Annotated in this window: 20 protein-coding genes and 1 tRNA gene; 15 read left to right on the forward strand and 6 right to left on the reverse strand. The window is 62.1% G+C overall.

The window, feature by feature from the left end; all coding sequences use genetic code 11:
• Nucleotides 1–5: 5 nt before the first annotated feature.
• Both DQ230_RS12075 and gyrA read right to left on the reverse strand, forming a co-directional pair.
• The gene (locus tag DQ230_RS12075) at nt 6–572 is read right to left on the reverse strand and encodes a hypothetical protein (RefSeq protein ID WP_113912879.1); all 567 of its coding nucleotides are present in this window, start codon (nt 570–572) and stop codon (nt 6–8) included.
• Complete coding sequence (gyrA, locus tag DQ230_RS12080; protein ID WP_113912908.1) at nt 569–3,337, reverse strand: DNA gyrase subunit A; 2,769 nt, start codon at nt 3,335–3,337, stop codon at nt 569–571. Before gyrA ends, DQ230_RS12075 begins: the two co-directional genes overlap by 4 nt.
• 223 nt (nt 3,338–3,560) lie before the next feature.
• On the opposite strand from gyrA, the gene DQ230_RS12085 reads away from it, so the two are divergent.
• The gene (locus DQ230_RS12085) at nt 3,561–3,830 is read left to right on the forward strand and encodes an usg protein (protein ID WP_113912880.1); all 270 of its coding nucleotides are present in this window, start codon (nt 3,561–3,563) and stop codon (nt 3,828–3,830) included.
• 51 nt (nt 3,831–3,881) lie between these two features.
• On the opposite strand, the gene DQ230_RS12090 is transcribed toward DQ230_RS12085, so the two are convergent.
• Both DQ230_RS12090 and hemB read right to left on the reverse strand, forming a co-directional pair.
• Nucleotides 3,882–4,445, reverse strand: coding sequence for a lipid-binding SYLF domain-containing protein (locus tag DQ230_RS12090; RefSeq protein WP_113912881.1), 564 nt, complete (start codon nt 4,443–4,445; stop codon nt 3,882–3,884).
• Nucleotides 4,446–4,581: 136 nt separating this feature from the next.
• Entirely contained in the window at nt 4,582–5,577 is a 996-nt protein-coding gene (hemB, locus tag DQ230_RS12095) for a porphobilinogen synthase (protein ID WP_113912882.1), read from the reverse strand.
• A 228-nt stretch (nt 5,578–5,805) separates the two neighbouring features.
• Here hemB and DQ230_RS12100 point away from each other — a divergent pair, with 228 nt between their 5' ends.
• Entirely contained in the window at nt 5,806–6,339 is a 534-nt protein-coding gene (locus DQ230_RS12100; protein WP_113912883.1) for a component of SufBCD complex, read from the forward strand.
• A gap of 22 nt (nt 6,340–6,361) precedes the next feature.
• The gene (mfd, locus tag DQ230_RS12105) at nt 6,362–9,868 is read left to right on the forward strand and encodes a transcription-repair coupling factor (protein ID WP_113912884.1); all 3,507 of its coding nucleotides are present in this window, start codon (nt 6,362–6,364) and stop codon (nt 9,866–9,868) included.
• Between the two features lie 133 nt (nt 9,869–10,001).
• Here mfd and DQ230_RS12110 read toward each other — a convergent pair whose 3' ends face one another.
• Complete coding sequence (locus DQ230_RS12110) at nt 10,002–10,247, reverse strand: hypothetical protein (protein ID WP_113912885.1); 246 nt, start codon at nt 10,245–10,247, stop codon at nt 10,002–10,004.
• Between the two features lie 4 nt (nt 10,248–10,251).
• Nucleotides 10,252–10,905, reverse strand: a complete 654-nt coding sequence (locus tag DQ230_RS12115) for an alpha/beta hydrolase (protein WP_113912886.1) — start codon at nt 10,903–10,905, stop codon at nt 10,252–10,254.
• A 212-nt stretch (nt 10,906–11,117) separates the two neighbouring features.
• On the opposite strand from DQ230_RS12115, the gene iscR reads away from it, so the two are divergent.
• From iscR to DQ230_RS12175, 12 genes are all read left to right on the forward strand, one after another.
• Complete coding sequence (gene iscR, locus DQ230_RS12120) at nt 11,118–11,588, forward strand: Fe-S cluster assembly transcriptional regulator IscR (protein WP_113912887.1); 471 nt, start codon at nt 11,118–11,120, stop codon at nt 11,586–11,588.
• A 51-nt stretch (nt 11,589–11,639) separates the two neighbouring features.
• Nucleotides 11,640–12,692 carry a cysteine desulfurase family protein gene (locus DQ230_RS12125; RefSeq protein WP_113912888.1) on the forward strand — a complete coding sequence of 351 codons (1,053 nt, stop codon included), beginning with the start codon at nt 11,640–11,642 and terminating at the stop codon, nt 12,690–12,692.
• Between the two features lie 16 nt (nt 12,693–12,708).
• Nucleotides 12,709–14,247, forward strand: a complete 1,539-nt coding sequence (gene sufB, locus DQ230_RS12130; RefSeq protein ID WP_113912889.1) for a Fe-S cluster assembly protein SufB — start codon at nt 12,709–12,711, stop codon at nt 14,245–14,247.
• 46 nt (nt 14,248–14,293) lie between these two features.
• Nucleotides 14,294–15,076 (forward strand): FkbM family methyltransferase, encoded by a 783-nt coding sequence (locus DQ230_RS12135; RefSeq protein ID WP_238987513.1) that lies wholly within the window; start codon nt 14,294–14,296, stop codon nt 15,074–15,076.
• A 32-nt stretch (nt 15,077–15,108) separates the two neighbouring features.
• A complete protein-coding gene (locus tag DQ230_RS12140) occupies nt 15,109–15,672 on the forward strand; it encodes a hypothetical protein (RefSeq protein ID WP_113912910.1) in 564 nt (187 codons plus the stop codon).
• A 30-nt stretch (nt 15,673–15,702) separates the two neighbouring features.
• Nucleotides 15,703–16,458 carry a Fe-S cluster assembly ATPase SufC gene (gene sufC, locus DQ230_RS12145; protein ID WP_113912890.1) on the forward strand — a complete coding sequence of 252 codons (756 nt, stop codon included), beginning with the start codon at nt 15,703–15,705 and terminating at the stop codon, nt 16,456–16,458.
• The gene (gene sufD / locus DQ230_RS12150; protein ID WP_113912891.1) at nt 16,458–17,744 is read left to right on the forward strand and encodes a Fe-S cluster assembly protein SufD; all 1,287 of its coding nucleotides are present in this window, start codon (nt 16,458–16,460) and stop codon (nt 17,742–17,744) included. Before sufC ends, sufD begins: the two co-directional genes overlap by 1 nt.
• Nucleotides 17,744–18,229: a YIP1 family protein gene (locus DQ230_RS12155; protein ID WP_113912892.1), complete on the forward strand. Its 486-nt coding sequence runs from the start codon at nt 17,744–17,746 to the stop codon at nt 18,227–18,229. The genes sufD and DQ230_RS12155 overlap by 1 nt, the downstream gene beginning before the upstream one ends.
• Nucleotides 18,226–18,822, forward strand: a complete 597-nt coding sequence (locus tag DQ230_RS12160; protein WP_238987514.1) for a Yip1 family protein — start codon at nt 18,226–18,228, stop codon at nt 18,820–18,822. Before DQ230_RS12155 ends, DQ230_RS12160 begins: the two co-directional genes overlap by 4 nt.
• A complete protein-coding gene (locus DQ230_RS12165) occupies nt 18,822–20,042 on the forward strand; it encodes a cysteine desulfurase (RefSeq protein WP_113912894.1) in 1,221 nt (406 codons plus the stop codon). Before DQ230_RS12160 ends, DQ230_RS12165 begins: the two co-directional genes overlap by 1 nt.
• Nucleotides 20,043–20,218: 176 nt before the next feature.
• A tRNA-Arg gene (locus tag DQ230_RS12170) sits at nt 20,219–20,295 on the forward strand.
• Nucleotides 20,296–20,518: 223 nt separating this feature from the next.
• The gene (locus tag DQ230_RS12175) at nt 20,519–20,779 is read left to right on the forward strand and encodes a hypothetical protein (protein ID WP_113912895.1); all 261 of its coding nucleotides are present in this window, start codon (nt 20,519–20,521) and stop codon (nt 20,777–20,779) included.
• Nucleotides 20,780–20,879 lie beyond the last annotated feature (100 nt).

Genomic DNA, 20,879 nt, shown 5'->3' on the forward strand with positions numbered 1-20,879 from the left:
GCGCGTTATCCGCCGCTGCGGTAGGCGGCCTGAGTGCGGTCCAGTTGCGCCGTGGCTGCGGCGATATCAGCGGCTGAATTGCCCAATGTATAGTCAATATCGCTGGCCAGCGCCGCCACTGGCGCGCCTTTGGCGGCGGCATCCTGCACCAGGTCGTGGATCAGATCGAAATCATCGCCCTGCATTTCATAAACGCTCAGCAGTGATCCGGCGGCGTCCAGGAATTCGGCCTTCGCAGGCGAATCGTCGGGGCCGGTGGCGGCGTCCAGCGCGCTGTATCCGCTGGCGGCCAGGCGCCGCGCCTCGGTGCCGCAGGGCTTGATATCGGGGGCTGCTGCGCCGGGCGCGCCGCGTGTCAGGGCGGCGATGCGGCCGGCGCAGGCGTGGGAATGGCTGGCAGAGGCGGCGACGGCCTCGCGCACCGGGGCGATCACCGCGCTGCGTTTGGCCGGTGCATCGCCGCCGCTGCCACCAAGGTAATTCCACAGCGCGAAAATCGCCACGCCCGCCACCGCCAGACTGGAGACCAGCGCGATCAGTTTCGACATCGGGCGCGGGGGCGCGGCGTTCATGCGCCCTCCGAAGATGTCCCGCCCGATGTGTCGGTTGAAACCTCTATCGGTGCCTCGCCCTCGACCATATCCTCGTCCGGCTGTTCGGCAATCCAGGCAACGCTGACCACGGTTTCGTTTTTACCGGTGTTGAACACTGTCACGCCGCCGGCACTGCGCGAGCGGAAGGAAATGCCCCTGACCGGGACGCGGATCGACTGCCCGCGCGAGGTGGCCAGCATGATCTGATCCTCCAGCGTCACCGGGAACGATGCCACCAGCGGCCCGCCGCGCATTGCCTTGTCCATCGCCGCGACGCCCATGCCGCCGCGCCCGCGCACCGGATAATCGTGGCTGGAGCTGAGCTTGCCGCTGCCTTGGGCGGTGATGGTCAGGATCAGCGCCTCGGCGGCTTGCATTTCAAGGAAACGCTCCTGCGGCAGGGCGGCGTTTGCGTCGCCCTCATCCTCTGCGGCGTCCAGCTCTTCCTCGGTCAGACCGGCCTGCTGTCGGCGCATTTTGAGATAGGCGGCGCGTTCGTCCGACGTGGCATCGAAATGCGGGATGATCGACATGGAAACGACGCTGTCACCGCCGGTCAGGCGGATGCCCCGCACGCCCAGGCTGGCGCGGCTGTTGAAGACGCGCACATCCGTTGCGGGGAACCGGATGGCCCGGCCCGAAGACGTGACCAGCATCACGTGATCGTCGTTGGAGGCGATCCGCGCATTGATCAGCGTGATCCCGGCGTTTTCCTCTTCGAACCGCATGGCGATCTTGCCGTTGGCGCGCACATTGGTGAAATCGGACAGCTTGTTGCGGCGCACCGTCCCGGCAGAGGTGGCAAAGACGACCTGAAGATCGTCCCATTCGGATTCGTCGCGGTCAACCGGCATCACGGCGGCAATGGACACCCCCGTGGGGATCGGCAGGATATTGACGATCGCCTTGCCCTTGGACGTGCGGCCGCCCTGTGGCAGGCGCCATGTCTTCAGCTTGTAGACCATGCCATCGGTGGTGAAGAACAGCAGCTGCGTATGGGTGTTGGCCACGAAAAGGGTAGTGACGACATCCTCATCCTTGGTGGACATGCCCGACAGCCCCTTGCCGCCCCGCTTCTGGGCGCGGAAATCGGTCAGGGCGGTGCGTTTGATATACCCGCCCGAGGTGATGGTGACGACCATATCCTCACGCTCGATCAGGTCCTCGTCATCCATATCACCGGACCAGTCGACGATCTGGGTACGGCGCGGCACGGCGAACAGCTCGCGCACTTCGGTCAATTCGTTGCTGATGATTTCCATGATCCGATCGCGCGAGGCGAGAATGGCAAGGTAGTCCTTGATCTTGCCCGCCAGGTCGCGCAGCTCGTCGGTGACTTCCTTGACGCCAAGTTGGGTCAGGCGTTGCAGGCGCAGCTCCAGAATGGCGCGGGCCTGAATTTCCGACAGGTTATAGGTGCCGTCCTCGTTGGCGGTGTGGGTGGGATCGTCGATCAGCGCGATATATTCCAGAATATCGCCCGCGGGCCAGCGCCGCTCCATCAGGCGGACGCGCGCGTCGGCAGCATCGGCAGAGGCGCGGATGGTTGCCACCACCTCGTCCACGTTGCTGACGGCGACGGCCAGACCGCACAGGATATGACTGCGCTCGCGCGCCTTGCGCAGCAGATAGGCGGTGCGGCGGGCAACCACATCCTCGCGGAAGTCGATGAAGCAGCTCAGGAACCGAAGCAGGGTCAGCTGCTCGGGGCGGCCGCCATTGAGGGCCAGCATGTTGCAGCCGAAATAGGTCTGCATCGGGGTGAAGCGGAACAGCTGATTCAGCACCACCTCGGCCGTTGCGTCACGCTTCAGCTCGATTACCACACGCACGCCGTCGCGGTCGGATTCGTCCTGCACGTGGGCGATTCCCTCGATCCGCTTTTCACGGGCGGATTCGGCGATACGCTCGATCATGGTGGATTTGTTCACCTGATAGGGAATTTCGTCGATGATGATTGCCCAGCGGTCCTTGCGGATCTCCTCGACCCGCGTTTTGGCGCGCACGATGACGCTGCCGCGCCCCTCAAGATACGCCTTGCGCGCGCCGGACCGGCCCAGCATCATGCCGCCGGTGGGAAAATCGGGGCCGGGGATGTATTCAATCAGGTCTTCGGAAGTCAGATCGGGGTTCTCGATCAGCGCCAGCGTCGCGTCGATCACCTCGCCCAGGTTATGGGGCGGGATGTTGGTGGCCATGCCGACGGCAATGCCGCCCGCGCCGTTGACCAGCATGTTGGGGAAGCGCGCGGGCAAAACGGTAGGCTCGCGGTCCTTGCCATCATAGTTATCCTGAAAATCGACGGTTTCCTTGTCGATATCGGCCAGCAGATAGGCGGCGGGTTTGTCCATCCGCACTTCGGTATAACGCATGGCGGCGGCGTTATCGCCGTCCATGGAGCCAAAGTTTCCCTGACCATCGAGCAGCGGCAGCGACATGGAAAAATCCTGCGCCATGCGCACCAGCGCGTCATAGATCGCGCTGTCCCCGTGGGGGTGGTATTTACCCATCACGTCGCCCACGGCGCGCGCCGATTTGCGATAGGGTTTGTCGTGCGTATTGCCACCCTCGAACATCGCATAGAGGATGCGGCGATGCACCGGCTTCAGCCCGTCGCGCAGATCGGGGATCGCGCGGCTGACGATCACCGACATCGCGTAGTCCAGATAGGACGTCTTCATCTCTTCTTCGATGGACACGGACGGGCCGTCGAATACGGGCCGCTCGGGCATCATTTCGTCCATGTCTTCGGGGGGTTGCGGCGTATCGGTCAAAACTGGGCCTACCTTGTCGCGTCATTCCACATTTGGTGTATGAAACCTATACCACCGCCATGATATGGGGTGCAATGGCCCAGTTCTGCGCGCCTTGGCAGCCATGAGGTATGCCTGCTAACAAATTGTTTTCATTGAAAATTAATTTCCCTGTGGCACGATTGATCTGTCGGGCAGCAAAGGAGGATGTGACATGCCGATGAGCGAGACGGAAATGATGCTGAAAGGGTACGGGTTGACCACTGCCGAATTCTTCTACGGGATGCCTGATTATGTCCATGTTCTGAACAGTTACATCTGGCAGGAATACGATACGGCGCCGGATCATCCCAACCTGTTCAAATTCGTGGAATTCTGGCAGCGGGAACTGGACGGCCCGCTGCATTCGGTCCGGTTCAGCCACCGCAAGATGATCGCGCCGGGTGAATGGCGTAATGTGACGGGGGAATTTACGCTGCACTGACCGGCGTGGCGGGGCAGGGATGTCCTGCCCCATGCGCGGCACAATCCCCGGTCAGGGGATGATGCGGCTGTATTTCATACCTTCAAGCGACGCGCCCGCCATCAGGCCGGCCTGCCCGAACACGACCGCGATGACCGGGGAGGTCGATGTCGTCGTCTCGGCGCGCAGGTTTTCTGCGGTGTCCTTGAACACATATTCCAGATCGGCGCCCGCCGCCCAGCCCGAAGATCTGCGGAAATTGGCCAGCGCGCTTTCGGTCATGAAAAACAGAACATGCGCAAACTGCTGCGCGCCGATCTGAAGGCCGATACTGCCCTTGGTGGCGGAATAATAATCGACCGTCTGGTTGTTGATGCGCAGCGCGCCGCGCCCGTATCCACCGCCAAGGCCAAGCCCGGCCTCGGTGATCAGGGGCATCACCAGCATGCCGGTGGATTTTTCATACAGCGCGCGTGTGCCGGGGTATCTGTCGTACAGATATCGCAAGGTTGTATCGACCCGCGCGTCGATCTGCTGGGGCGCCGCGCTGCCGACGCCGTTGCCGCAACCGGCCAGTGCCGTACCGCCCAGCCCGAGGGCGCCCAGCGTGAATCCGCGTCTGGAAATAATGCTCATGTCAATATGCCTGTTCGTTGCCTGATGCGCCGCCGACCGTTGTATCGGTCGATCCATGGAAAACTATAGGCAAACCGCCGCGCATTGTCACGCATGGGGCGGCCGCTGGGCAAATTACCGCCCGCAGGGGCGAGGCTTACGCCAGCAGGCGCGCCATGGCGGGGGCAAAATACGTCAGGATGCCGTCGCAGCCGGCGCGCTTGAACGCCATCAGGCTTTCGCTCATGGCGCGCTCCCCGTCGATCCAGCCATTTTGCGCAGCGGCGGCGATCATCGCGTATTCGCCGCTGACCTGATAGGCGTAGGTCGGCACGCCGAAGCTGTCCTTGGCGCGGCGGCAGATATCCAGATAGGGCAGGCCGGGCTTGACCATCACCGCATCGGCGCCTTCGGCCAGATCGCGTGCGATCATCCGCATCGCCTCGTCCGAATTGGCCGGGTCCATCTGGTAGGTGCGCTTGTCCCCCTTCAGCGCGCCGGACGCCCCCACGGCATCACGGAACGGGCCATAGAACGCGCTGGCATATTTCGCGGCATAGCTGAGCAGCATCACGTCCTGGTGGCCGCTGCGCTCCAGCGCGGTGCGGATCGCGCCGATGCGCCCGTCCATCATGTCTGATGGTCCGACGATATCGACCCCGGCGTCGGCCTGTGCCATCGCCTGCTTTACCAGCGCCTCGACCGTTTCGTCATTGACGATGATGCCATCCCTCACGAACCCGTCATGGCCGGTGTCCGAATACGGATCCAGCGCCACGTCCGTCATCACCAGCATTTCCGGCACGGCAGCCTTGATCGCGCGGGTCGCGCGATTGCTGAGGTTGTCTGGATTCCACGCCTCGGCGCAGTCGGCGGTACGCATTGCGGCGCCGGTATAGGGAAACAGGCAGATCGCCGGGATGCCCAGATCGGCCGCCTCGCGCGCCGCCGCAACCACGCGGTCCACGCTCAGGCGGTTGACGCCGGGCATGGAGGCGACAGGCTCTTCCACATTCTCGCCATCGCGCACGAAAACGGGCCAGATCAGATCGCCCACGTTCAGCGAATTTTCAGCAGCCAGCGCGCGCAGGCCGGGTGTGCGGCGCAGGCGGCGGGGGCGATTGGCGGGGAAGGGCGGCAGGACAGAATGCATAAGGCGTCTTTCAAGGGCGGCGATGGCCCTTAGGTGCCACGGAAATTCCCGCATCTCAAGGGTGGGAATTGTCGTGACGCGGCGCTAAGACGGGCGCAGCCACGCGAATGGCGGCCTTTTCATGACGGAACGGGGCGCTAACTGCGGGGAACACAAACGCGGCAAGACACGATTCGGGCGCCCGGCCATCCGGCCCCGGCATCGCGCAGAAGGCAGGCTGGAGCCATCGTGGACTGGTACTCAACCGTATTCGAACTGATCGACATGCGCAGTTTCAGCAACCTGTGGTTCTGGATCGCGCTGGCCGTGCTGTGGTCCTCCACCAGCCACTACATTCTGGGCGTCCCCTGGGATATGGTCCTGCGCGCCCGAAAAGAGGCCGAAGGCTCTGCCGCGATGGACGATATGACCGCCATGGTGGGTATCAATGTGCGCCGCATCCTGTATATCGCGCAGGAAAGCGGGGTCATGCTGACCGGCATCATCTGTTTTGCGCTGACCACTGCGGCCCTTCTGGGCTGGGTCTACGAGCGCGAATTTGCGCAGGCGCTGATCCTTTTGGGCGTGCCGCTGTCGCTGGTCTGGCTTCTGTCCCTGCGCACGGCCCGGCAGATCGACGCCGCCGGGCTTACCGGTGCGCCACTGATCAACCTGCTGTTTCGTCACCGCCTTTATGTGCAGATCATCGGCATGGTGTCGATTTTCATAACTGCCATGTGGGGCATGTATCAAAACATGAGCGTTTCCGCCCTGGGCGGATGACGCGGCCGCGAAAGTATGTGACATGACCCAACGATCCAATGCCATCACCGTTTCCGGCGCGCCCGAAGGGTTCGACGCGCGCCTTGTTCTGGACGAGGTGGCGCGCGCCGGCGGCCCTGTCCTGCATATCGCACGCGATGACAAACGCATGGCAGCGATGACCGCCGCACTGCGCTTTTTCGCGCCCGATATGCCGGTGGTTCAGTTCCCGGCGTGGGATTGCCTGCCCTACGACCGCGTATCGCCCAACGCCGATATTTCCGCCGCGCGCATGGCCACGCTGGCGGGCCTCGTGCACGATATGCCCGCGCAATACGTGCTGCTGACCACGCTTGGCGCTGCGATGCAGCGTATCCCGGCGCGCGATGTGCTGCGCGGCGCAGCCTTCACCGCCCATGTCGGCCAGCGCATTGACGAGGCGGCGCTGCGCGCGTTTCTGGTGCGCATGGGGTTTGTCAACAGCCCCACCGTGACCGAACCGGGCGATTACGCCATCCGCGGCGGCATCATCGACATTTTCCCGCCCGGTGATGCGGATGGCGGCGGGCCTGTGCGGCTCGATCTATTCGGCGATGTTCTGGACGGCGCGCGCCGGTTTGATCCCGTAACCCAGCGCACCACAGCCAAGCTGGACATGATCGAGCTGGCGCCCGTCTCCGAAGTCATTCTGGACGAGGCCGCGATCACCCGGTTCCGGCAGAATTACCGCATCGAATTTGGCTCTGCCGGGTCTGACGATCCTCTGTATGAGGCGATCAGCGCCGGCCGCAAGGCGCAGGGCGCCGAACATTGGCTGCCGTTTTTCCATGATCGGCTGGAGACGCTGTTCGATTATATCCCCGGCGCGCCGGTGGTGATGGATGACGGGCTGACCCCCTCCCGCGTGGCCCGCTGGGACAGTATCGAGGATCAGTACAGCGCGCGCCAGCACGCCATGACCGCCAAGGGCCGCAGCGACAGCGTCTACAAACCCGTACCGCCGGGCCAGCTTTATCTGGACGATGCCGCGTGGGAGGGCGCCCTCGCGCCGCACCGCACGCTGCAACTGTCGGCCCTGCCGCAGGCCACGGGCGCCGGCGTCATTGACGCGGGCGGGCGTATCGGGCGCAGTTTCGCGCCCGAACGCCAACAGGAAAGCATCAGCCTTTTCGGGGCCTTGAAAGATCATATTCAGGCAAAGATGCAAAAGGGCCCGGTCCTCTTGGCCAGCTATTCCGAAGGTGCCCGCGAACGGATGGAGGGCCTTTTGGAGGATGAGGGCCTGATCGGCCCGGTCACCGTCACCTCGGCCCGGAGGCTGGGCAAGACGGGGCTGCATCTGGCCGTCTGGGGGCTGGAGTCGGGCTTTGAAGGGCCGCATCAGGGCAGCCACCTGACCGTCATCGCCGAACAGGACGTCCTGGGCGATCGCCTCATCCGCGCCCCCAAGCGCCGCCGCCGTGCCGAGAATTTCCTCAGCGAGGCCACCAGCATCAATCCCGGCGATCTGGTGGTGCATGTCGATCACGGCATTGGCCGCTATCTGGGGCTGGAGGTGGTCACGGCGCTGGGGGCGGCGCATGAGTGCCTCGTGCTGGAATATGCCGAGGCGTCCAAGCTGTATCTGCCGGTCGAGAATATCGAACTGCTCAGCCGTTATGGCCACGAAGAGGGGCTGCTGGACAAGCTGGGCGGCGGCGCATGGCAGGCGAAAAAGGCCAGGCTCAAGGAGCGCATCCGCGAGATGGCCGATCGCCTGATCCGCATCGCCGCCGAACGCGCCCTGCGCAAGGCCCCCGTGCTGGAGCCCGAACACCACGCGTGGGAGGAATTCTCGGCCCGCTTCCCGTATGAGGAAACCGACGACCAGCTGCGCGCGATCGAGGATGTGATGGCCGATCTTCAGGCCGGCACCCCGATGGACCGCCTGATTTGCGGCGATGTCGGCTTTGGCAAGACCGAAGTGGCGATGCGCGCCGCCTTCGCCGCCGCCATGTCGGGGATGCAGGTGGCGGTGATCGCGCCCACGACGCTGCTCGCGCGCCAGCACTATAACAGCTTTGCTGAACGGTTCCGCGGCTTTCCCGTCAACGTGCGCCCCTTGTCACGCTTTGTCAGTGCCAAGGATGCCGCCGCCACCCGCGACGGTCTGGCCAAGGGGCAGGTCGATATCGTCGTCGGCACCCACGCGCTCTTGGCCAAAACGGTTCGTTTCCATAACCTTGGCCTGCTGATCATCGACGAGGAACAGCGTTTCGGCGTCGGTCACAAGGAACGGCTGAAGGCACTGCGCAGCGACGTCCACGTGCTGACCTTGACCGCCACGCCGATCCCCCGCACGCTGCAACTCAGCCTGTCGGGCGTGCGCGATCTGTCGATCATCGGCACGCCCCCCGTCGACCGGCTGTCGATCCGCACCTATATCAGCGAATTTGACACCATCACCATCCGCGAGGCGCTGCTGCGCGAGCATTATCGCGGCGGGCAAAGCTTCTTCGTCGTCCCGCGCATTTCCGACCTGCCCGAGATCGAAGCCTTCATGGATAACGAGTTGCCCGAGCTCACCTATGTCATCGCGCACGGCCAGATGGCGGCGGGCGAGCTGGATACGCGCATGAATGCCTTCTATGACGGCAAATACGATGTGCTGCTGGCGACGACCATCGTGGAATCCGGCCTCGATATCCCCACCGCCAACACGATGATCATCCACCGCGCCGACATGTTCGGCCTGTCACAGCTCTACCAGATCCGGGGCAGGGTCGGCCGCTCCAAAACCCGCGCCTACGCCTATCTGACAACCAAGCCGCGCCTGAAACTGACCTCCACCGCCGAAAAGCGCCTGCGCGTCCTCGGAAGCCTCGATACGCTCGGTGCCGGTTTCACTCTGGCATCGCAGGATCTGGACATTCGCGGCGCCGGCAACCTTCTGGGCGAGGAACAATCCGGCCAGATGCGCGATGTCGGCTACGAGCTGTATCAATCCATGCTGGAAGAGGCGGTGGCCCGCATCAAATCGGGCGAGGCCGAGGGGATTGCCGATGATGGCGGCCAATGGGCGCCGCAGATCAATCTCGGCGTGCCGGTCCTCATCCCCGAAGACTATGTGCCCGACCTCGACGTCCGTCTTGGCCTCTACCGCCGTCTCAGCAGCCTCGACACCAAGGTCGAGCTGGAAGGCTTCGCCGCCGAACTGATTGACCGCTTCGGCCCGCTGCCCAAGGAGGTGAACACCCTCCTGCTGGTCGTGCGCATCAAGGGAATGTGCCGCAAGGCCGGCATCGCCAAGCTGGACGCCGGCCCCAAGGGTGCGACGCTTCAATTCCACAACGACAAATTCGCCTCGCCCGAGGGCCTCGTCGAATTCATCAAGGAACAGCGCGGCCTCGCCAAGATCAAGGACAACAAGGTGATTGTCCGCCGCGACTGGACCAAGGACAGCGACAAGATCAAGGGCGCCTTCTCCATCGCCCGCGATCTGGCCGAAAAAGTTGTCGCCAAAACCCGCGCCAACAAGGCCGAGGCCAGGAAAAAGGCCGGATCATCGTGACCCGGCCTTCCTTTCTTCTTGCCTTAAATATCCCCGCGCGGAGCGCGCCCGAACCCACGGCCAGCGCTGAACCAAGAATGGCTCACTCGACCCGCCGCACGCGCCAGTAGGAAAACCTGCGCGCCGCAGGCGCTCATTTGGATTGCGGCGGCGTGCCCTTTGCAGCCTGAAACGCCCTCACGCGATCTGCCAGCATTTTTCGGGCCTTGGCATTGGCCCGGCGGACCCGGACAGCCGTCAGAAATGCCTCTTCCGCAGTTTGGGACGTCGCGCCCATCATGCTTGCCAGATCATCGACGATCCGGGTGTCGCCGGTGATTTCCTCAGCCTTCAACGCATCCTGCGCCAACTGGTCGGCCAGATCCTCGGTCACGCCCATGGGGTTAGCGGGTTCCTTCGGTCAGGCGGCGCTTGACATAGCTTGTGACGGTTTCAATCATCGGGTCCATGTGCGGATCCTCAAAGAAATGTCCGGCGCCTTCAACCTGCTCGTGCTGGATGGTGATGCCTTGCTGATCGTGCAGCTTGTTGACAAGCGCGACCGTATCGGCGGGCGGCGCAACGCGGTCGGCCAGGCCGTTGATCATCAAGCCGGACGCCGGGCAGGGCGCAAGGAACGAGAAGTCGTACATGTTCGCCGGGGGCGAGACGGAAATGAAGCCGGTGATCTCGGGGCGGCGCATCAGCAGCTGCATGCCGATCCATGCACCGAACGAGAATCCCGCAACCCAGCAATGCTTGGAATTGGCATTCATCGACTGAAGATAATCCAGCGCCGATGCGGCGTCGGACAATTCGCCCACGCCCTGATCGTATTCCCCCTGGCTGCGCCCCACGCCGCGGAAATTGAACCGCAGCACGGTAAAGCCCATTTTGTAAAAGGCATAGTGCAGGTTATACACAACCTTGTTGTTCATCGTGCCGCCGAACTGCGGATGCGGGTGCAGCACGATGGCGATGGGCGCGTCCTTTTCCTTTTGCGGATGATAGCGGCCTTCAAGTCGGCCCTCGGGGCCGGGAAAAATAACCTCGGGCATAGTCGGCATTCCTTGCTGTCGGGTCAGGGCTGCGGCAATCTCCGTCTACGGATAATCTCCGTTGACGGCGCTGCCGGTGCGCCTTAGAACAATTCTAATGTCAGGGCTGCCCCTGCGGATGCAGGCGGCGGGTCAGGGTGAGCTGTGATTGAGATAAGCGCCCCTGCGCACAAGGTCAATCTATTCGCATCCAGCAAGGGGAGGGATTCGCCATGAAACTCAGCACAAAAGGCCGCTACGCCATGGTGGCGCTGTCCGATATCGCATTGCAACCCGAAGGCGCGCTTGTCACTCTGGGCGAGGTGTCGCGCCGCCAGAGCATTTCGCTGCCCTATCTGGAACAGCTGTTCGTCAAGCTGCGCCGCGCTGATCTGGTGACGTCCGTGCGCGGCCCAGGCGGCGGCTACCGGCTGGCGCGGCCCACGTCCGAAATTCGGGTGTCCGAGATTCTGGCCGCCGTGGATGAGACGGTCGATGCCATGCACAAGGGGGCCGGCGCCTCGGGCGGCGCCTCGGGCAGCCGCGCGCAGTCAATGACCAACCGTCTGTGGGAAGGGCTGAGTGCGCAGGTCTATGTATTTCTGCATCAGACAAGGCTGAGCGATGTTGTGGGCAACACGCTGGCGCCGTGCCCGGCGGTTCCGTCGCTTTTGGCAATCGTGGACGACGACCAAGAGGGCTGACTGCGCTGCGCGCGCAAATGAGTATTTTTGGAAAAATGAAAGTGGGGCAGCGTGAAACAGCGCGTTTATCTGGATCATAACGCGACGGCCCCTTTGCGAAGCGAGGCGCGCGCGGCGATGATCGCGGCGATGGATGTCATCGGCAATCCGTCCAGCGTCCATGCCGAGGGCCGCGCGGCCAAGGCGTTGGTCGAGCGCGCGCGCGCGCAGGTCGCCGCGGCGCTCGGGGCGGATGGGGCGGATGTTATCTTTACCTCCGGCGCGACCGAGGCGGCGGCGCTGGCCTGCGCCGGGCGCGCTCTGACCTCGGCCCCGGTCGAGCATGAGGCGGTGGCGGCGTGGACGGATGGGGCCTTGCCGGTGTCGCCGGGAGGGGCGGTCGGGGTTGCCGCTCCGGCGCGGACGGCGTTGCAGCTTGCCAATTCCGAGACGGGGATCGTGCAGGATCTGCCTGACGGCATTGCCGTTTGCGATATGACGCAGGCGTTCGGCAAACTGCCGGTCGCCTTCAACTGGAGCGGCGCACAAATGGCGCTGATTTCGGCGCATAAACTGGGCGGTCCCAAGGGGATCGGGGCATTGGTTGTGCGGCGCGGCACGGATGTCGCCGCGCAGATCAAGGGTGGCGGTCAGGAAATGGGCCGCCGGTCGGGCACGGAGAACATCATCGGCATCGCCGGATTCGGCGCGGCAGCAGAGGCGGCAGCGCGCGATCTGGACGCAGGTATCTGGCAGCGAGTGGAGAAACTTAGAAACATTCTAGAAAAGACTATTGCGGCCGCCGCGAATAAGACTATTTTTGTCGGGAATGGCGCGGAGCGGCTGCCAAACACATCGTGCCTGCTGACGCCGGGCTGGAAGGGCGAGACGCAGGTGATGGCGATGGACCTTGCAGGCTTTGCCATTTCGGCCGGGTCCGCATGCTCCAGCGGCAAGGTGCGCGCCAGCGCCGTGCTGCGCGCGATGGGATATGACGAGGCGGATGCGGCATCGGCGATTCGGGTATCGCTCGGGCCGCAGACGACCGAAGACGAAATTATGCGCTTTGCCGAGACGTGGCTGAAGCATCTGGACAGACATCGCGCCCGAGACGGCGCGGCTTGATACGGGAGAAGTTGACATGACGGCATTGGATGACGCACCGGTTCACGAGGATGTGGCCAAGGAGGGCGTAGATCAGGACACGGTTGACCGCGTTCGCGAGGTGGGCGGCGCCTACAAGCACGGCTGGTCCACCGATATCGAGATGGAGTTTGCGCCCAAGGGCCTGACCGCCGATATCGTGCGGCTGATTTCCGAGAAGAACGAAGAACCCGAATGGATGACCGACTGGCGTCTGGCGGCTTTCGAGCGGTGGCTGACCCTGACCGAGCCGGACTGGGCGATGGTCGACTATCCTGAGATCGACTTTCAGGACCAGTATTATTACGCGCGGCCGAAATCCATGAAGGTCAAGCCAAAATCGCTGGACGAGGTCGATCCCAAGCTGCTGGCAACCTACAGCAAGCTGGGTATCCCATTGCAGGAGCAGGCAATTCTGGCCGGTGTCGAAGGCGCGGGCGAAATGCCCGCCGAGGCGCGCAAGGTGGCCGTCGATGCGGTGTTCGACTCGGTTTCGGTCGGAACGACCTTCCAGAAGGAACTGCTTGAGGCGGGCGTGATCTTTTGCTCGATCGGCGAGGCGATCATCAATTACCCCGATCTGGTCAAGAAATATCTCGGCACCGTCGTGCCGGTGAACGACAACTTCTATGCAACGCTGAACTCAGCTGTATTCTCGGACGGATCGTTCGTCTATGTGCCGCCGGGCGTGCGCTGCCCGATGGAGCTGTCGACATATTTCCGCATCAACGCCGAAAATACCGGCCAGTTCGAGCGCACGCTGATCATCGCCGACAAGGGCAGCTATGTCAGCTACCTGGAGGGATGCACCGCGCCCCAGCGCGATGAGGCGCAGCTGCATGGCGCGGTTGTCGAGATCATCGTCGAGGAAGACGCCGAGGTGAAATATTCCACCGTCCAGAACTGGTATCCGGGCGATGAGAATGGCAAGGGCGGCATCTACAACTTCGTCACCAAGCGCGCCGATTGCCGCGGCGACCGGGCCAAGGTGATGTGGACGCAGGTCGAAACCGGCTCTGCCGTGACGTGGAAATACCCCAGCTGCATCCTGCGCGGCGACGACAGCCAGGGCGAGTTCTATTCCATCGCCATCGCCAACAACATGCAGCAGGCCGATACCGGCACCAAGATGATCCACCTGGGCAAGCGCACCAAATCGCGCATCGTGTCCAAAGGGATCAGCGCGGGGCGCGCGCAGAACACCTACCGCGGTTTGGTAAGTATGCATCCCAAGGCCAAGGATTCGCGGAACTATACGCAGTGCGACAGTCTGCTGATCGGCGATAAATGCGGCGCGCATACGGTGCCATACATCGAGGTGAAAAATAACTCGTCCCGTGTCGAACATGAGGCGACCACGTCCAAGGTGGACGACGATCAGATGTTCTATTGCCGCCAACGCGGCATGGACGAGGAAGAGGCGGTGGCGCTGGTCGTCAACGGCTTCTGCCGGGACGTGTTGCAGGCGTTGCCGATGGAGTTCGCCATGGAGGCGCAACAGCTTGTTGCGATCTCCCTCGAAGGATCCGTCGGGTAAATCCGATGATGCCGCGCTGGTTGGTAATAAGTTGGGGGAGGCAGGGATGAGCGATATTGTCCTGCCTCTTCCAGAGCTTACGGACGAGACGTATTTCGACGTCGCGTCCGCGCGCGCAGCGCTTGCCGACGGTCTGCCGGTGTCGTTTCCGGCCTTCGAGCTTCTTCACGTGCCGCAGATGGGTTTGAACCTGTGCCTGAACATGCAGCGTGATCCGATACAGAACGCATGGCGCAAAGGCACCTTCTTTGAAGCGGAGGAGCTGGAAAGCTTAAAGCGTTACGTTAAAGATGACGCGCATGTGATTGATATCGGTGCAAATGTTGGAAATCATGCGCTGTTCTTTGCGACCCGGATGCATGCCGCGCGTGTGCTGGTGATAGAGCCAACCCCCCTCGCGCTGGCGCCGCTTATGGCAAATGTGCTGATAAACCATCTGGAGGGTGTCATAGACCTCAGCTTGCTGGGTGTCGGCTTGTCTGACCGGTCTCAGGCGGGGTTTGGAATGAAGCGCCACGACCGCAATCTCGGAGCCACGAAGATGTTTGAGGGCAAGGGGGATATAGACGTTCACGCAGGCGACGATCTGCTGGGCAGTGAAACGCCGGACCTGATCAAGATCGACGTGGAAGGCATGGAAATGAAAGTACTTTCCGGGCTGAGGCAAACGATCGCAACCCACAGGCCGGTGATCCTGATCGAGGTGGATGAAAGCAACGCGACTGCGTTTGAGGATTGGCGCGTGGCGCACGACTACGTCATCGCCGGGACCGTGCGGCACAGCCGTAAAAACTGCAACTATGTGCTGGTTGCTGGCGGTGCGTTGTGAGCGCCGCTGTGATCACACGCCCGGAATTGACCATGCCCGCCGCCGAAGCAGATCGGGTGGCACACGCCTATGCCGAGGCGGATGTGATTTTGGAATACGGATCTGGAGGATCGACTGTCTTGGCATCGGAAATGCCTGGAAAGACCGTCTTTTCCGTCGAAAGCGATGAATCTTGGGCCGCGATGATGGGGGACTGGTTTTCGCAAAACCCACCCGCCAGCGGCACGCAGGTCGACGTGATCTGGGCCAATATCGGAGAGACTGGCGAATGGGGAAAGCCTGTGAATACCGCGGGTTGGCGCCGGTACGCGGAATATCCGCTGGCTGTGTGGCAGCGAAATGGGTTCCGGCAGCCAGATGTTGTGCTGGTCGATGGCCGTTTTCGTCCGGGATGCGCCATGGCGACCGCGTTCTGCACGAAAAAGCCGGTGACGCTACTGGTTGACGACTACAAGCGGCGTGAAGGCTATCACGCGATTGAAGAGTTTCTTGGCGCCCCACGTCTGATTGGCCGGATGGCCGAATTTGACGTCACGCCGATGACCGTTCCACCCGATCGGCTTTTGCCGATCATAAAGATGATGATGCGGCCCTGAGCGGCCTGATAACAGTTGAAAGGGAAAATTATGCTTGAGATCAAGAACCTGCATGTCGATCTTGAAGACGAGGACAAGTCGATCCTGAAGGGCGTGGACCTGACCGTGGAGGCGGGCAAAGTGCACGCAATCATGGGCCCGAACGGTTCGGGCAAATCGACGCTCAGCTATGTTTTGTCAGGGCGCGATGGCTACAAGGTGACCGGCGGCACGGCGACGCTGGAGGGTGTCGACATTCTGGATATGGAACCCGAAGAGCGCGCCGCGGCGGGCCTGTTTCTGGCGTTCCAGTACCCGGTCGAGATTCCGGGCGTCGGCAACATGACGTTTATGCGTACTGCCCTGAATTCGCAGCGAAAGGCGCGCGGCGAAGAGGAAATGAGCGCGGCTGATTTCCTCAAGCTGATCCGCGCCAAGGCAAAGGAACTGCATATTGACGCGGATATGCTGAAGCGCCCGGTCAACGTCGGCTTCTCCGGCGGTGAAAAGAAGCGTAACGAAATCCTGCAAATGGCCCTGCTTGAGCCCAAGATGTGCATCCTGGATGAGACGGATTCCGGCCTTGACGTGGACGCGATGAAGCTGGTCAGCGATGGCGTGAACGCCCTGCGCGATGCTGGCCGTGGTTTTCTGGTTATCACGCATTATCAGCGACTTCTGGATCATATCAAACCCGATTTCGTGCATATCATGTCCGACGGCCGCATCATCAAGACGGGCGGTCCCGAACTGGCCGTTGAGGTCGAAAAGAATGGTTATGCGGACATTCTGGCGGAGGTAGCGTAATGGCTGTGGCAAATCTCAGACACTCTCAGACAGAGGAGCGGCTGAATGCCGTGACTTTGCCCGAGAATGCGGGCTGGTCGCGGGCGGCGCGCAAGGATGCGCTGGCGCGGGTGCGCGCCATGGGCCTGCCGCAGCGGCGCGATGAATACTGGAAATTTACCCGTCCCGATACTCTGACCCAGGCGGCGGCGCCCGAAGCGGCGCTGTTTCCTGGCGACGAGCGGGAAATTTTCGGGGAAGTAGACCGGCTGAAGATCGTATTCGTCGATGGCGTCTTTGATGCCAGCGCCAGCGATGATCTGGGCGCCGAAGGCGTCACGATTGAGCGGCTGGCAGACGCCGGGCAAACCGATATCCATTGGGCCAAGGATATTTACGGTGCGCTTGAGCAGCGCGGCCAGGATCCGGTGCAGCGTCCGCTGGCGGCGCTGAATACGGCGGCGGCGACGGACGGTATCATTATCCACGTCACAGATAAGCTGGCGCGGCCGGTGAACCTGATTTATCGCCACCAATCAACAACATCGGATGCGATCTTGCACCATGTCATCAAGTTGGATGCCGGCGCCGAAATGACGCTGCTGGAGAATGGGCCGGCGGCTGCGCGGCTCAATGACGTGCTGGAGGTCGATATTGGGGATGGCGCATCCTTCCACCATGTGCGCACCCAGGGCCGCGATTACGAGCGGCGCGAGGCCACGCATGTGTTTGCCCGTTTGGGCACGGAAAGCCGGTTCAAATCCTTCACCATGACGGCCAATGGCACGATGACGCGCAACGAATATGTGATCGAGCTGACCGGCGACGATGCCATCGCGCATGTTGCCGGCACGTCGATGGGCGATGGGGATTTTCACCACGATGACACGGTGTTTGTCACCCATGACGCGCAGCGTTGTGAAAGCCGTCAGGTCTATAAAAAGGTACTGCGCAACGGCGCGACCGGTGTGTTCCAGGGCAAGATCCTGGTCAAGGCTGGTGCGCAAAAAACGGATGGCTACCAGATCAGCCAATCCTTGCTGCTGGATGGCGACAGCCAGTTTCTGGCCAAGCCCGAGCTGGAGATTTACGCGGACGACGTGATCTGCTCGCACGGCTCGACCTCTGGCGCGATTGACGAGGATGCCCTGTATTACCTGCGCGCGCGCGGTGTTCCAAAGGGGATCGCGACGGACCTGTTGACGATGGCGTTCCTGGCCGAAGCCGTGGACGAGATCGAGGACGAGACGCTGCAAGACGAGATCAAGCTGCTGCTGGAAGGCTGGCTGGAGCGGCGTCGCGACTGATGGCTGTCGTGCGCGACATCGTGGCGACGTATCGCGGCCCCGGCGCCGTGATGCGTCGCCTGCTGTCCATGGGCCAGCGCGAAGACCGCGCGCTGGCCATTTTGATGGCGGGCTGCGTTGTGATGTTCATCGCCCGTTGGCCCGCGCTGGCCCGGCAGGCTTTCATCACCGGCGAAGAGCTTAATCCGCTGCTGGGCGGGGCGCTGTTGGCGTGGGCGTTTATCGCGCCTTTACTGTTTTATGCGATTGCGTTGCTCACGCATTGGGCGGCGCGTCTGGCCGGGGGGCGCGGTACGGGGTTTGGCGCGCGGATGGCGCTGTTTTGGGCGCTGCTTGCGGCCAGTCCGGTGGCTCTGCTAAGTGGGCTTGTCGCCGGATTTATCGGACCGGGGCCGGGATTGACGGCGGTCGGTGCCGTGTGGCTGGTGGCCTTCGCCGTTTTTTGGGCGCTTGGCTTGCGCGAGGCGGAATGGGGCCGGACATGAATACGAAACTGCTTTCGGATCTGGCGCGCCAGACGCTGTTTTCGCCGCGCGCGGCGGCGGACAGGATCATGGCGCTGTGGCTGCCGCGCAACTGGCTGTGGATGGCGCTTGCGTTGATGAGCGTGTTGAACGGCATCGTTTATTCGCTGTCGATGCACATGGGCGCGGAGCCTGATCCGGAAGCGGTGCAGATGATTCCGCCGGCATTTCAATCGCCTGCGCTGTTTACCCTGTTTCTGTTCGGCGCGCTGGTCATCACGGTCCTGACGCTGACATGGGTTGGCCGCAGTCTGGGTGGGTCGGGGCAGGTGCCACAGATTTTGGCGCTGCTGACGTGGCTACAGGTGCTGCGCCTTGCCGTGCAACTGGCGTTGCTGGTTCTGGTGGTGGCGCTGCCATTCGCGGCGCTGGCGCTGGTCATGGTCGCATCCGTCTGGGGGCTGATCATTCTGGTGACCTTTATCGACCGCGCACATGGTTTCAACAATATTTTCAAGTCGGTAGCCGTGCTTGCCCTGGCCGTTCTGGCCATGGTCGTCGGGCTGTCGGCAATCCTCAGCGTGCTTGTGGCAGCTGTGATGGGAGGGGCGTGATGCTCGATGTTCAAAAGATACGCGGCGATTTTCCGATCCTCACGCGGGAGGTGAATGGCAAGCCGCTTGTGTATCTGGACAATGGCGCCTCGGCGCAGAAACCGCAGGTTGTGATTGATGCGATCACAAATGCCTACAGCCAGGAATATGCCAATGTTCACCGTGGCTTGCATTACCTCAGCAATCTGGCCACCGAGAAATACGAGGGCGTGCGCCCGATCATTGCCAAATTCCTGGGCGTGCGGGACGAGGCGCAGATTGTGCTGAACTCAGGCACCACCGAGGGGATCAATATGGTCGCCTATGGCTGGGCGATGCCGCGGTTTCAGCCCGGCGACGAAATCCTGCTAAGCGTGATGGAGCATCACGCCAATATCGTGCCATGGCATTTCCTGCGCGAGCGGCAGGGCGCGGTGCTGAAATGGGTGGATACGGATGTAAACGGCGCGCTGGACGCGCAGAAGGTCATTGACGCCATCGGGCCGCGTACCAAACTGATCGCAATAACCCACCTTTCCAATGTCTTGGGGACCAAAGTTGATGTAAAGGCGATCTGTACGGCGGCCCGCGCCAAGGGTGTTGCCGTTCTGGTGGATGGCAGTCAGGCGGCGGTTCATATGCCGGTCGATGTCGAGGATATTGGCTGTGATTTTTACGCGATCACCGGGCACAAGCTTTATGGGCCGTCCGGCTCTGGCGCGATTTATGTCAGCCACGAGCGGATGGCGGAGATGCGCCCGTTCCTTGGCGGCGGTGATATGATCCGCGAAGTCACCAAGGACGGCGTGACCTATAACGACCCACCGATGAAGTTCGAGGCCGGGACGCCGGGCATCGTGCAGACCATCGGGCTGGGCGTGGCGCTGGAATACATGATGGGCCTTGGTATGGAGAATATCGCCGCCTATGAGAACAGCCTGCGCGATTATGCGGCGGCGCGGCTGGGCGGGCTGAACTGGCTGCAAGTGCAGGGCCAGGCGCCTGATAAGGCGGCGATTTTCAGCTTTACCATGGATGGGGCCGGGCATGCGCATGACATCTCGACCATTCTGGACAAAAAGGGCGTTGCGGTTCGGGCGGGCCAGCATTGCACCGGCCCCTTGATGCAGCATCTGGGGCTGAACGCCACCTGCCGCGCGTCATTTGGCCTGTACAACACAGAGGCCGAAGTTGATGTTCTGATTGACGCATTGGAGCTGTGCAACGATCTGTTTGCCTGAAGGCGGATTTATGAGTTGCGGGCAGGGCGGCGCGGGGGTATATCGCGCCGCAGGCACCCATCGCTTGGCCGGATGGAACATTGCCCACGGATGGACCTTGTCCGTTTATGGGGTAGTTTCGGACGCTGCGGGATGGGCCAGCCTTTCGGGGTATCTGTTCTTCGGGGCAGGTTCGTGGTCCCATAGCTCAGCTGGATAGAGTGCTCGCCTCCGAAGCGAGAGGTCGCTGGTTCGAATCCAGCTGGGACCACCATCACACCCCCGGTTAGCGTCAAAAGACGCCAGAATATTCATATTATTGTAACGGCATTTGCATAGGCTAGGCTTTCGTGCAGCATACAGCGTGAGAGCGGAAGGCGCCGCGCCGCAAAATACTCTGCTGTAAAATAAGGATCAGGACAATTTCGACCGATATCAGATTTCCCCGAACCCGAGATAACGAGCCCTTCGCCTGGGGCCTGTCTGGATCTGAGCCGGTGGAAATATGGGAAAGGTTTTCCCCTGCCTATGAGGCCCAGCTGGAAAGATTGGTTGAAATCCTGCGCGATCTTGGCTTCGCGCCCGCCATTGGTGGGTCAGGGTCTGAGGATGGCGAATATGTCAGGGCCGAATATGACAGCAACAGCCGTGTCGTCTTTTTCTACCATCTGGAAGACCCCGCCGACGCGCGTTTTATCGCGTCGCTGGATGACGCAGCGCTGCGCGATTGGATCACCGAGGCATGGATCAGCGGCTAGGCAGCGGCGCATTCAAGCTGCGATTTATCCAACTTGCACGGCGCGAAAGACCGGGGTTGCGTGGGTGGGTTGACTTGCTGCCGGTCCGGGCATGGGCTAG

The sequence above is a fragment of the Roseovarius dicentrarchi genome (assembly GCF_003316635.1).
GTDB lineage: Bacteria > Pseudomonadota > Alphaproteobacteria > Rhodobacterales > Rhodobacteraceae > Roseovarius > Roseovarius dicentrarchi.

Excerpts from the sequence above, each read along its gene's own strand:
- sufC (WP_113912890.1), top strand. The coding sequence starts at position 15,703 with ATGCTTGAGATCAAGAACCTGCATGTCGATCTTGAAGACGAGGACAAG.
- DQ230_RS12140 (WP_113912910.1), top strand. The coding sequence starts at position 15,109 with ATGCCCGCCGCCGAAGCAGATCGGGTGGCACACGCCTATGCCGAGGCG.
- DQ230_RS12135 (WP_238987513.1), top strand. The coding sequence starts at position 14,294 with ATGAGCGATATTGTCCTGCCTCTTCCAGAGCTTACGGACGAGACGTAT.
- DQ230_RS12115 (WP_113912886.1), bottom strand. The coding sequence starts at position 10,905 with ATGCCCGAGGTTATTTTTCCCGGCCCCGAGGGCCGACTTGAAGGCCGC.
- DQ230_RS12155 (WP_113912892.1), top strand. The coding sequence starts at position 17,744 with ATGGCTGTCGTGCGCGACATCGTGGCGACGTATCGCGGCCCCGGCGCC.
- DQ230_RS12160 (WP_238987514.1), top strand. The coding sequence starts at position 18,226 with ATGAATACGAAACTGCTTTCGGATCTGGCGCGCCAGACGCTGTTTTCG.
- DQ230_RS12090 (WP_113912881.1), bottom strand. The coding sequence starts at position 4,445 with ATGAGCATTATTTCCAGACGCGGATTCACGCTGGGCGCCCTCGGGCTG.
- sufB (WP_113912889.1), top strand. The coding sequence starts at position 12,709 with ATGACGGCATTGGATGACGCACCGGTTCACGAGGATGTGGCCAAGGAG.
- DQ230_RS12165 (WP_113912894.1), top strand. The coding sequence starts at position 18,822 with ATGCTCGATGTTCAAAAGATACGCGGCGATTTTCCGATCCTCACGCGG.
- iscR (WP_113912887.1), top strand. The coding sequence starts at position 11,118 with ATGAAACTCAGCACAAAAGGCCGCTACGCCATGGTGGCGCTGTCCGAT.
- mfd (WP_113912884.1), top strand. The coding sequence starts at position 6,362 with ATGACCCAACGATCCAATGCCATCACCGTTTCCGGCGCGCCCGAAGGG.
- gyrA (WP_113912908.1), bottom strand. The coding sequence starts at position 3,337 with ATGGACGAAATGATGCCCGAGCGGCCCGTATTCGACGGCCCGTCCGTG.
- hemB (WP_113912882.1), bottom strand. The coding sequence starts at position 5,577 with ATGCATTCTGTCCTGCCGCCCTTCCCCGCCAATCGCCCCCGCCGCCTG.
- DQ230_RS12085 (WP_113912880.1), top strand. The coding sequence starts at position 3,561 with ATGCCGATGAGCGAGACGGAAATGATGCTGAAAGGGTACGGGTTGACC.
- DQ230_RS12110 (WP_113912885.1), bottom strand. The coding sequence starts at position 10,247 with ATGGGCGTGACCGAGGATCTGGCCGACCAGTTGGCGCAGGATGCGTTG.
- DQ230_RS12075 (WP_113912879.1), bottom strand. The coding sequence starts at position 572 with ATGAACGCCGCGCCCCCGCGCCCGATGTCGAAACTGATCGCGCTGGTC.
- sufD (WP_113912891.1), top strand. The coding sequence starts at position 16,458 with ATGGCTGTGGCAAATCTCAGACACTCTCAGACAGAGGAGCGGCTGAAT.